We start from the raw sequence: 11,336 nt of genomic DNA on the forward strand, positions 1-11,336 counted from the left end.
GGTAAAAATCGCCCTCTGGTTATTTGTTATGACGTTGACATTATTAACCTTGCTACCAATAATAACGATTATCAATTGCTAGTGAGTTTTTTATCTTAATTGAAATAATTAAATAAAAACTCATTCCCGCCAGCACCACGTCTTAACACGATAAGGAGATTAGAAATGAGGCTTTGCCAATGACAGCTTATGCACAGAGGTCAGATCAATGAGGGTGGTACAGCTGGACTTAATCCGGGGTGTAGCTCTGCTCGGAATATTTGTTATTAATATTACTTTATTTGCCTACTCTGAAACCGGACAGATCGAGTTTTATCGCCAGTTAGGAGCGTTTTTCCCAACCATGGAAAATGGTATGGGAGATTTTATTTACGGTCACGTCATGTTGACCAGTTATTCGTTGGTCTACGCATTGTTTTCGCAGAAGATGATGACGCTGTTCTCGTTTTTATTCGGTGCCAGCATTATTTTAATTACTGAAAAACTGGATCAGAAACACGGCAAGTCACTGGTTGTTTTTTATCGCCGCAATTTCTGGCTGATGGTCATTGGTGGCTTACACCTATCGCTCTGGTACGGCGATATTCTGTTTGTTTATGCTGTGGCCGGTTTTCTGCTGTACCCGTTACGCCGGATGTCTGCGTCACTGTTAGTCGGGTTGAGTCTGCCCTTGTATGCGTTATGCATTGTTTATATCGGCCCGGCATTGGCGGGCCATTATTACGACGATGCTACTCAGGCGGCGGTGACCGCCAGTACCGGACTGAGCTTTGATGAGTTGAAGACAATCAAATATTTCAGCATGTCGATGGCCAATATGCTGGTGGGTATGGCGCTGTATAAAACCGGCTATATCACGGGTAATGCTTCCCGACATGTGTACCGCAACTGGGCAATTTGGGGCTTATTAGCGGGTCTGGTTCTGCAAGGGTTAGCACTGGTTCTGGATGGTGCTTACGGCATCTACCTCGACCTTAACAGCCTGGCGGCAATTCTTCAGGCAATGGCATACATAGGTATTCTTGTTATCTGGAGCCGGTCGGATAAATTGCTGGGGCTGCAGTTGAAATTACAAGCCATTGGCCGTGCGGCATTAACGCATTATCTGTTACAAACTCTGGTTTCTGTGGCTTTGTTTTATCCGTTGCTATTCAATCTGAGAGCGGTGGAAATCGATTTTTTACAGCAGATGATGGTGGTATTGGCGGTTTGGATACTGCAGCTATCACTGGGTAAAGTGCTGATGGAAAAATGCCACTATGGCCCGGTTGAATGGTTATGGCGCAGTTTATATTACTGGCAACGACAGCCATTTCTGCGCCAGAAATCAAACTCTGATGACGGTGCTGTGCCATCCCGGGCATAACGGCGGATTTTTCTGATCGATATGAATCAACAACAGCAACAGAAATAAATTAAACGCATAAATAAAAAGCCCCGCTCACTAAGCGGGGCTGATTGTTAATCCACCAATAGGGTGTAACAAGTCGCGATATTAATTTTCGGTCATCGCATCCTGCTTTTTTGTGACCTTGTGTTTGTCTTCCGTTTGACCCATTTTCCAGTAGCTACTGACGTACAGCTGATCACGGCCAACCTGCTTCTCTTTTTTAAAGTAGCTGCGTAATAAGCGCATATTGCTGAACTCACACGCTGCCCAGATTGCCACTTGGCCCGATAACCAGGGTAAGGCTTTGACTGCATCACTCAATACCGTGTTGTCGCTATCGGGACGTGAATTAACCACCCAGATAACTTCAATACCTTCTGGCCTTTTCAGATCTTGCTGGTCTTCGTCCGCATTAATTTCAATCACGGCGTAACCACGGGCATTGTCGGGTAATTGTTCCAGCTGACAACTGATGGCAGGTAGTGCGGTCATATCACCGGCAAATAAAAGCCAATCGGCGTCGGCCTGGGCAAACTTCACTTTACCCGGCCCATACATCAACATGTGATCGCCAGGCTGAGTGTGTGCCGCCCAGCTTGAGGCTGGGCCTGACTTTGATGTAGTACTGGAGCTTGATGTGAGAGAATAGTCTTCACTCACTTCACCATGTAATACCAGATCAATATCCAGCGTTAAGTCCGCTTTATTAAACTTGCGTACGGTATAGGTGCGCATGATAACCGGCGCACCGGCATCAACCGCTTCTGCCGATGGTAATTTGGTCTCACCGTGTGGCGGAAACAGCAGTTTTACATAGCCACCTTCGCAGCCTTCAGGAAATTCATTCAGGTCATCACCGGTTAATGTAACGCGGCGCATATTTTTCGTAATACTCTGACTCTGACTTACCGTTAACCGATAAGGAAGATCACTGGACATAAATTCCGGCCTCAGGTTTTTGAAGACTGTATTGGACGTTTCATGGAATCAGTCACGATAAATTTTTAATAAATCCTGGTAATGGTCGATTCGACGATCACGCATAAATGGCCAGATGCGGCGCACATTTTCACCGTGATTCAAATCCACGTCGGCGTACAGAATTTCTTCTTTACCTTCACTGGCAATGGCTAAAAACTCGCCCTGAGGTCCGGCAATAAAGCTGTGTCCCCAGAAATCGATACCTGGTCCGGCTTTATCAACCTCGCCACCAGGGCCAGGATCGGCTTCGTGGCCAACCCGATTACAGCTGAGCACCGGTACACCATTCGCCACGGCATGGGCACGTTGGCTGATTACCCAGGCATCCAGCTGGCGACGTTGTTCTGCTTCGTCATCGCGTGGATCCCAGCCAATGGCGGTTGGATAAATTAATACTTCGGCACCGGCCAGCGCCATTAAACGAGCTGCTTCCGGGAACCATTGATCCCAGCAAACTAATACGCCTAATTTACCGACGCTGGTCTGAACCGGCTCAAAGCCCATATCACCCGGAGTAAAATAAAATTTTTCGTAGAAGCCCGGGTCATCCGGAATATGCATCTTGCGATATTTACCGGCGATGCTGCCATCGCTGTCGAGTACCACGGCGGTGTTGTGGTAAAGGCCCGCTGCGCGTTTTTCGAATAAAGAAGCAACAATTACCACATCCAGTGATTTCGCCAATTCGCCGAGTGAGTCGGTGGATGGGCCGGGAATGGTTTCCGCCAGGTCAAACACATCAACGTCTTCCTGCTGGCAGAAATACAACGAACGATGTAACTCCTGCAGCACAATCAGTTTGGCACCGGCTTCAGCCGCCTGGCGAATGGCCTGAATACTGTCGGCAAAGTTTTTATCCAGATCGTTGCTGTTACTTTGCTGAATCAGTGCGGTTTTGAGTGTCTTTGTCATGTAGAAAACCTAAGCTAAAAACCCTTTGGGTAGCTGCATTGTAATGCAATGCAGGCTGCCGAATTGCTCAATCAATGGCAGGCAGTCGACGGCAATAATATCGTATTGTGGAAACGCAGTTTGCATCTGCTGTAAGGCGCGATTATCCAATTCTGGCTGGCGATAGGTAGGTACCAACACTGCGTCATTAATGATCAGGAAATTAGCATAAGTTGCCGGTAAGCGCTCGCCTTGTTGATTAAAGCATGCGGCTGGCATCGGCAGCGGTACCAGATTAAATGCCTTACCATCGTGACGACGCAATGATGTCAGCTCTTGCTCCATCCGGTGTAATTCGTCGAAGTGCGCATCGTTCTGATCATGACACTGGACGTACACAATGGTGTTGTCCGGAGCAAAACGGGCAAGGGTATCGATGTGCGAATCGGTGTCATCGCCCTCAAGGCTGCCATGTTGTAACCACAAGACTTTTTCGCAGCCAAAGTGCTGGTTCAGCTGCTGCTCGATTTGCTCGCGAGTCATACCCGGATTACGGTTTGGATTTAACAGACATTGCTCAGTAGTCAGCAAATGACCCTGGCCATCCACTTCGATGCCACCACCTTCCAGTACAAACTCAACGGCCTGGTACTCAGCTTGTACCAAAGTTTGTTGTAGTAAATAACGGTTGATGGCGTTATCGGCAGTGGCGTCATATTTGTTGCCCCAACCGTTAAAAATAAAATCCAGCGCTTTGTTGTTACCCTGATCATCGACCAGAGTGATTGGCCCATGATCCCGTGCCCAGGTGTCATCACAAGGAATAATAAAGGTATGCAGGCGGCTGATATCGATATTGCTGTGTTGCAGCAGAGAGTGCACCCGATGTTTTACGGCTTCGTTGTGGCAGATAATCAGCAGCGACTGACGTTGTAATACCTGGCGGGCCACTTCGATATAAACCGGTTCTACTTCGGCAAGGTAAGGAGCCCAATCGGTATCTTCATGTGGCCAGGTAAGCATAATGGCATCCTGAGGATGCCATTCGGGAGGTAAACAAAAAGTCATAAATGCTATTCGGTTTATTTATTCTGGCCTGGTTTGAATCTGGCCCAGCCGGTTGCCAGAAAATGCGTCAGCACATAAAGCGCCAGCAATGTAATTAAGAAACCGCTGCCACTGAGCGTGCGGAAACCAAAGTACATCAGGCCCCAACCAATCAACAGCCAGTGCACCACATAGATGGTGGTAATGTGTTTGCTCCAGCTGTACCAGAAGCGGAATACCGGATTGTCTGGTATTTTTTCAACGATGCCCTGAAACAGGAAAATAGACAGCGCGGTAATACCGCTGATGGCAATCACAGCCCCCGGACCAGCGCGCATAGAATCACCGGTATGGTAATCCATATTGGTCAGAATAATTCCGCCACCAATTACGATTGCAGCCAAGCTATACCATGCTGATTTTTTCAAAAAGCTATTTAAATCATCAGCTTGCTTCATCCAGTGACCAAATGCCATACCGGTCAGAGCATAGGCCAGCCATGGCAGTTGTGGGAAAAAGGCACCTTCAGAGATATTTCCTGCCAGCAGCTTCAATAATTCATCAGCAACATAATTGCCCGTTTTGGCGTCCCATGCATAGGGGGAGGCAAAGGCAATAATCAGTGCTAAGCCAATCCAGTATTTTGGTTGCGGCAGGTAGTGGCGTAGCAAGCTGCAGATAATAAAGGCGATACCAGCAAACTGCAGAATATCTACAACTAATAATTCCGTTAATGGTGTATCGCCTCCCAGGTCTTCGGCACTGACCAAACCAAGTTGTAGCGATAACCACATAGGTACAGAGCTGCGGAAGAAGTTCAGTGCGTAACCGGCAACAAACAAAATAAGCCCGCGCTTAATTCCTGTTGATAAAGACTTACCACCGGCGATGGCGATAAAAATGCCCATTAAAAATACAAAACAGCAAACACTGAATAATAAGGCTTCGTGTGAAGCTTCAGGCTTAAAGTCCAGGCCGTGCACACTACCAAGAATTAATGCGTAGCCACCGAGGAATAATATGACTGCCCGCTTCAGTTGTTGCTGGCCGGTGGCCGAAGGGGTGAGCAGCACCATAAATGAAGTAAGGTAAATAAAGGCAGCAATCCAGATGGTCAACAATTCAAACGATAAACCAATCGGACTCCGGCTGAATTCAGGTGCACCGTAAAAATAGAAAAAATGCACCACAAGCATAAACATCACACAAATGCCGCGGTAGAAATCGAGAACTTTGATCCTGGATTTCCCGGCGTTCAGCACCTGAGCGTTTTGCGGCAGGGAAGCGTTCATGGAATATCCCATCCTTTAATTATAAAAAAATATTAAATTGCTGGGGCCTTAGTAAGGTGCAATCAGGCAGAAAATAATTGCCTGGTGCCAATGCGCTGCTCGCCAGATTCAGGGCGTCGCAAAATTACTGTGCCAGTGACGGCCGGGGATTATTTCACAGGTGGTAATGGTTATCAATTGCAACTAAGGCATAAATACCAACATTGTCGCATAGCTGAAAATTAGCGAAGAATTTCAATCTAACAGCTAGATAATCTAAATGTAAATCATTATGATCCGCCTTTCTTAAGGGTGGTCCGATTGCACAGGATAGGCGGAATTCGATATCACCACGGAAATTACAGCAGCCTTAACGGATGACAATGCGGCGATTTGAACGGGTGTTAACGTGAAGATAGATCGGCAGGCCGGATGGACCATCGATAGTGCAAAAAGCACCTATGGTATCGAAAACTGGGGTAATGGGTATTTTGATATCAATGCCGACGGTGAGGTTATTATTAAAAACCCGTCGTGCGATTCCTCATCGGGTTTGTCACTGCTGGAAATAATCGAAGGATTGCGCGATCGCGATCTTCATATGCCAGCCTTGCTGCGTATTGAAAACATCATTGACCACAGCATAAGTAAGCTTAATAACTCATTTAATAAAATCATCGACCGCCTTGGCTATCAGGGTCAGTACCGTGGTGTATTCCCGATAAAAGTAAATCAGCAAGCACAAATTGTTGAAGAAGTTGCGCAATTTGGTGTGCGTTACAGTCACGGTTTTGAGGTTGGCAGTAAGCCGGAAATGATTGCTGCGTTATCCACCTTGGATAACAGCAGCGATCAGATGTTAATTTGCAATGGTTATAAAGATCAGGAATTTGTCGATCTGGCTTTGCAGGCGGTTAAGCTGGGTACCCGCTGTTTTGTTGTTATTGAAGCGTTAGCTGAACTGCCGATCATTATTGAGCGCAGTAAGGCTTTGGGTATTGAGCCGTTAATTGGCGTTCGTGCAAAAATGACGTCGAAAGTGGGTGGACACTGGAATTCAACCAGTGGTGATCGCAGTGTTTTTGGTTTATCCGCCAGCCAGATTATTCAGGTTGTGGATGTACTGAAAGACAATAGCATGCTGCATTGCCTGCAGTTATTACATTGCCACTTGGGTTCGCAAATTCCGAACATCCGCGATATTCGTGGCGGTGTTAATGAGGCTTGTCGCTATTACGCTGACCTGTGTAAGGAAGGCGCTGCGATGAATTACATTGATCTGGGTGGTGGCCTGGCGGTGGATTATACCGGTGCGCACTCTCAGGAAAGCCAAAGCCGTAATTATTCTCTCGATGAATATTGTGAAGACGTGGTGGAAACCATTATGTCGACACTGGATGCTTACGGTATTCGTCACCCTACCATTGTTACAGAATCTGGTCGCGCCACCGTCGCTTACTCTTCCATTCTGCTGTTTAACATTCTTGATGTTACACGCTTTGAGCCAATCGAAATAAAAACCTCACGCGATGCCAGCCATGAGCTGCTCGATAATATGCGCGGGATTTTCGAGTATTTAAAACCGGCGCGATTGCAGGAATGTTTTAACGACGCTCACTATTACCGTGATGAAGTGCGGGAGTTATTCAAGCGTGGCCAGATTGGCTTACGTACCCGTGCAGAAGCAGAAAACCTGTTCTTGCAGGTATTGCAGCAGGTTAAATCATTGCTGTCTGAGATGGATCAGATTCCGAAGGAACTCGAAGGCTTTGATGAATCGCTGGCCGATATTTATTACGGCAACTTCAGTTTATTTCAATCATTGCCGGATAGCTGGGCGATTGATCAGATGTTTCCGGTAATGCCGGTGCATCGCTTACAGGAAGCGCCGGATCGCCGTGCGGTATTGGCCGATATCACCTGTGATTGTGATGGCAAAATCGATCGTTTTATTGCCACTGATCGTGAATATAACTCCACGTTACCGCTGCACTCCTTACAGGATTCGCAGGAATATTACCTGGGCGTTTTTCTGGTGGGGGCGTATCAGGAAACCCTAGGTGATCTGCACAATTTATTTGGCGATACCAACGTCGCCAGCATTCGTTTGCGCGAGGACGGTGGTTATGAATTTGTTAAAGAAATTCATGGCGACACCATCGAAGACGTTCTGGGTTATGTCGAATACCAGCCATGGGAAATGAAACTGCGCTACCGCAATAAGCTCGAAGCCGCAGTTAATGAAGGTCGCATTACTGCTCGTGAGCGCCAGCAAATGATGAACACCTTCAATGCCAGTATGCAAGGCTACACCTATTACGAAAAAGACCATTTGCTTTAACCGTTCAGAGGATTCTATTGTGAAAAAAGTAATTATTATTGGCGCCGGTGGGGTTGGCCAGGTTGTTGCGCACAAGTGTGCTCAGCTGCCGGAAGTATTCAGTGAAATCGTTCTGGCCAGTCGTACCAAAAGCAAGTGTGACGCCATTGCCAGCCAGGTTAAAGCAAACTACAACCGCGACATCGAAACCGAGCAGGTTGATGCCGACAGCGTAGCGGACCTGGTGCGTTTATTTGGCAAGCATAAGCCATTTATGGTGATTAATGTGGCGCTGCCATACCAGGATTTAACCATCATGGACGCTTGTCTGGAAATGAAGGTTCATTATCTGGATACCGCAAATTATGAACCGCTGGATACGGCAAAATTCGAATACAAATGGCAGTGGGAATATCAGGATAAGTTCAAGCAAGCAGGTCTGATGGCGCTGCTGGGTTCTGGTTTTGATCCGGGCGCCACCAACATGTTTACCGCTTATGCGGCAAAGCATTATTTCGATGAAATTAACTACCTCGACATTATTGATGTGAACGGTGGTGATCACGGCTATCCGTTTGCAACCAACTTCAACCCGGAAATTAATATTCGCGAAGTCACCGCAGAATGCCGTCACTGGGAGGCGGGTGAGTTCGTTGAAACGCCGGCTATGTCGACTCAACAGGAATTCACCTGCCCGGATGGCGTTGGTACTTACAATATTTACCGTATGTATCACGAAGAGCTGGAGTCGTTAACCAAAAACTACCCAACTCTGAAGCGTGCTCAATTCTGGATGAGTTTTGGTGAAAGTTACCTTAAACACCTGGAGGTGTTAGGTAATGTTGGCATGACGGGCATCGAGCCGGTTAATTTTAATGGTCAGGAAATTGTACCGATTCAGTTCCTGAAGCAATTATTGCCCGATCCTTCCACTCTCGGTCCTCGTACCAAAGGCAAAACCTGTATCGGCTGCGTGGTGCGTGGCATTAAAGATGGTAAAGAACGTACGGTTTACGTCTATAACGTGAAAGACCATCAGGATTGTTATGGCGAAGTTCAGTCCCAGGCCATTTCTTATACCACCGGCGTTCCTGCCATGATTGGCGCAAAAATGATGGTTGAAGGTAAGTGGATGGAAGACGGTGTCTGGAATATTGAACAGCTTGATCCGGACCCGTTTATGGAAGATATGAACAAGCATGGCCTGCCGTGGCAGGTTATTGAAGAGCCGGGCTTTGATTTAATCTGATTGCCAGTCCGGTAAAAACCGTGTTGTCTGAACCGCTTGTTCAGCTGAATTATGCCAGCATTAACCTGCTTGAAGATCCCGACTTCCGCAAGCGGGTCATCGCCTGGTTGAGCCGTACAGAACGGCAACGGCTGAAACAATTCAGACAACCGCAGCAGGCGGATCAGTATTTGCTGGCCCGGGCAATGCTGCGTTATCAGTTATCGCAAAAACACCCGGATATTCTGCCGCAGCAATGGCAGTTTGAAGTGGATGCTCAGGGTAAGCCGCAACTTACTCCTCTGTTTTCACATTTAAATATCCACTTCAATTTTTCGCATAGCGAAGACATGGTTGCGCTGGCAATCAGTGACGGGGTTGTGGTGGGGGCTGATATCGAGGCCGATACCCGACCGGTATTTAATATGGCGTTGGCGCAGCGTTATTTTGCTGACAGCGAAATTCACTGGTTACAATCGCTGCCGGTAGAGCAGCAGCTACCAGGCATCGTACAGCTATGGACGTTAAAAGAATCTTACCTCAAGGCAGAAGGTCTGGGGTTGAGAGTACCGTTGCGTAAACTGGTCTTTTCTTTTTCCGGAGCCCGTGTGCTGAGCCTGGAATTATCGTCCGATTGGGATGATATCAAAGGCTTTAAAAAAACAGATTTTTGCGCGCTGTATCGCCTTGGTACGAACTACAGTCTGGCGCTGACCGTTAAAGCTGATTGCAGGATCAGTGAGTCAGACGTGAAGGTGGAACAATGGTGTGGTTTGCGACAAGACATACAGCACCAGTACTGCCAATTATTGAGAACGACTTCCGTTGAGAATTAATACACCCGATGTCACACGCTACTTCATCCACTACTTCACCTGATAGCGGCCCAATTGTTGCCACCTTTTTCCGCTTTGTGATTCCTTCGACTCTGAGTTTGCTGGCGATCTCTACCGCCAGTGTGGTGGATGGCTTTTTTGTGGGTAACTATCTGGGTGCAGATGCATTAGCAGCGGTGAATCTGCTGATGCCTTATTTTGCCTTGCTGTTTGGTATTGCACTGATGCTGGCGGTGGGTGGCTCAGTAAAAGCCAGTATCTACATTGGAGAAAAAAAATATCAGGCGGCGTCATCGTTATTCAGTCAGATATTTTTATCGGTGTTGGCAATAATACTGCTGGTTACACCGGTAGCGATGCTTTTCAGTGATTATTTGTTTGCGGCGTTAGGGGCAGATGCTTCGATATACCCGTTAATGCAAAGCTACTTCGAAGTTTTTTGTTTTGCCACCATCATGCAGTTGAGCTGTCTGGTGATGTATTACTTTATAAGAGCAGACAATAAACCTGAATTAGGTATGCGCGCGCTGATGCTGGGGGCGTTTATCAATGTTGCACTGGATGCAATATTTATTGGTCAGCTTGGTTGGGGAATTGAAGGTGCGGCCTGGGCAACCTTGATTGCGCAGACCATACAGTTAGCCTATATCTCGACTTACTTTTTCTCTGGCAGTAATAACCTCAGGCTGTTTCTTCCGGAATTTAATCCGAAAGAACTCAGCTTCAGTGCATTTAATGGTTTTTCTGAGTTTATTAATGAGTTCTCGATAGGTCTGGTGATTCTGGTTTTTCACTGGGTAATCAGTCGCGAGAGTGGAGTCGAAGGCATTGCTGCATTCAGTGTGGTGAACTACCTGATTTATATCAGTCTGATGGTGTACTACGGCATCATTGATGCCATGCATGTGTTGCTGGGGCAGAACTTTGGTGCTCGGCGGATCGATCGGGTAAAGGGTTTTATGACCATTGCTGCTGTGGCGATCACGGTATTGAGTGTTGCTCTGGTGATTATGTTGTTTGTGTTTGAAAGCCGCATCGTTGGCTTTTTTCTGGAGGAAGACGCACAACAAGCGCAGCAACTGGCGCAGGACTTTCTGCATATCATCTGGCCGATTTTTCTGTTTAACGGCTTTAACGTACTGATTTCTGCTTATTTAACCTCGGCGGAGCAGGCGCTGTACTCCACCATTGTCGCCACACTGCGCTCATTAATTTTGCCAATCGGATTTGTGTTGTTATTCAGCCTGATGTTACCTGGGATTGGTTTCTTGTATGCGGTGCCGGTTGCAGAAGCACTGGCGTTTTTATTTGCGTTTATTTTCTTTATTTATCAACGACCTGCAGTTCATGTTGAAAGAACAGGTGGTTAGCA

Annotated in this window: 9 protein-coding genes; 5 read left to right on the top strand and 4 right to left on the bottom strand. The window is 47.0% G+C overall.

The features are described 5' to 3' along the window. Nucleotides 1-208 precede the first annotated feature (208 nt). Complete coding sequence (locus tag ACOQOZ_RS16055; protein WP_420589162.1) at nucleotides 209-1,366, top strand: DUF418 domain-containing protein; 1,158 nt, start codon at nucleotides 209-211, stop codon at nucleotides 1,364-1,366. A gap of 129 nt (nucleotides 1,367-1,495) precedes the next feature. Here the strand turns inward: ACOQOZ_RS16055 and ACOQOZ_RS16060 are convergent, their stop codons facing one another. Genes ACOQOZ_RS16060 through ACOQOZ_RS16075 form a run of 4 tightly spaced genes read right to left on the bottom strand, consistent with a single transcriptional unit; the run spans nucleotide 1,496 to nucleotide 5,601 of the window. Further along, nucleotides 1,496-2,329: a siderophore-interacting protein gene (locus tag ACOQOZ_RS16060; protein ID WP_420589163.1), complete on the bottom strand. Its 834-nt coding sequence runs from the start codon at nucleotides 2,327-2,329 to the stop codon at nucleotides 1,496-1,498. Between the two features lie 48 nt (nucleotides 2,330-2,377). Beyond that, on the bottom strand, nucleotides 2,378-3,283 hold the full coding sequence (locus tag ACOQOZ_RS16065) for a carbon-nitrogen hydrolase (RefSeq protein WP_420589164.1): 906 nt from the start codon (nucleotides 3,281-3,283) through the stop codon (nucleotides 2,378-2,380). Between the two features lie 9 nt (nucleotides 3,284-3,292). Further along, nucleotides 3,293-4,330 carry an agmatine deiminase family protein gene (locus ACOQOZ_RS16070; protein ID WP_420589165.1) on the bottom strand — a complete coding sequence of 346 codons (1,038 nt, stop codon included), beginning with the start codon at nucleotides 4,328-4,330 and terminating at the stop codon, nucleotides 3,293-3,295. 14 nt (nucleotides 4,331-4,344) lie between these two features. Next, entirely contained in the window at nucleotides 4,345-5,601 is a 1,257-nt protein-coding gene (locus ACOQOZ_RS16075) for a heparan-alpha-glucosaminide N-acetyltransferase domain-containing protein (protein WP_420589166.1), read from the bottom strand. A 388-nt stretch (nucleotides 5,602-5,989) separates the two neighbouring features. Between ACOQOZ_RS16075 and speA the strand changes: the two genes are divergently transcribed. The 4 genes from speA to ACOQOZ_RS16095 are packed head-to-tail and all read left to right on the top strand — an operon-like array spanning nucleotide 5,990 to nucleotide 11,334. After that, nucleotides 5,990-7,921: a biosynthetic arginine decarboxylase gene (gene speA, locus ACOQOZ_RS16080; protein ID WP_420589167.1), complete on the top strand. Its 1,932-nt coding sequence runs from the start codon at nucleotides 5,990-5,992 to the stop codon at nucleotides 7,919-7,921. Nucleotides 7,922-7,940: 19 nt separating this feature from the next. Next, nucleotides 7,941-9,149, top strand: coding sequence for a saccharopine dehydrogenase C-terminal domain-containing protein (locus ACOQOZ_RS16085; RefSeq protein ID WP_420589168.1), 1,209 nt, complete (start codon nucleotides 7,941-7,943; stop codon nucleotides 9,147-9,149). A 20-nt stretch (nucleotides 9,150-9,169) separates the two neighbouring features. Next, nucleotides 9,170-9,964, top strand: a complete 795-nt coding sequence (locus ACOQOZ_RS16090; RefSeq protein WP_420589169.1) for a 4'-phosphopantetheinyl transferase family protein — start codon at nucleotides 9,170-9,172, stop codon at nucleotides 9,962-9,964. Between the two features lie 8 nt (nucleotides 9,965-9,972). After that, entirely contained in the window at nucleotides 9,973-11,334 is a 1,362-nt protein-coding gene (locus ACOQOZ_RS16095; protein ID WP_420589170.1) for an MATE family efflux transporter, read from the top strand. The last annotated feature ends 2 nt before the right edge of the window (nucleotides 11,335-11,336 follow it).

The organism is Bacterioplanoides sp. (assembly GCF_965219715.1).
Taxonomy (GTDB): Bacteria; Pseudomonadota; Gammaproteobacteria; order Pseudomonadales; family Oceanobacteraceae; genus Bacterioplanoides.

Excerpts from the sequence above, each read along its gene's own strand:
- ACOQOZ_RS16055 (WP_420589162.1), top strand. The coding sequence starts at position 209 with ATGAGGGTGGTACAGCTGGACTTAATCCGGGGTGTAGCTCTGCTCGGA.
- ACOQOZ_RS16060 (WP_420589163.1), bottom strand. The coding sequence starts at position 2,329 with ATGTCCAGTGATCTTCCTTATCGGTTAACGGTAAGTCAGAGTCAGAGT.
- ACOQOZ_RS16065 (WP_420589164.1), bottom strand. The coding sequence starts at position 3,283 with ATGACAAAGACACTCAAAACCGCACTGATTCAGCAAAGTAACAGCAAC.
- ACOQOZ_RS16070 (WP_420589165.1), bottom strand. The coding sequence starts at position 4,330 with ATGACTTTTTGTTTACCTCCCGAATGGCATCCTCAGGATGCCATTATG.
- ACOQOZ_RS16075 (WP_420589166.1), bottom strand. The coding sequence starts at position 5,601 with ATGAACGCTTCCCTGCCGCAAAACGCTCAGGTGCTGAACGCCGGGAAA.
- ACOQOZ_RS16095 (WP_420589170.1), top strand. The coding sequence starts at position 9,973 with ATGTCACACGCTACTTCATCCACTACTTCACCTGATAGCGGCCCAATT.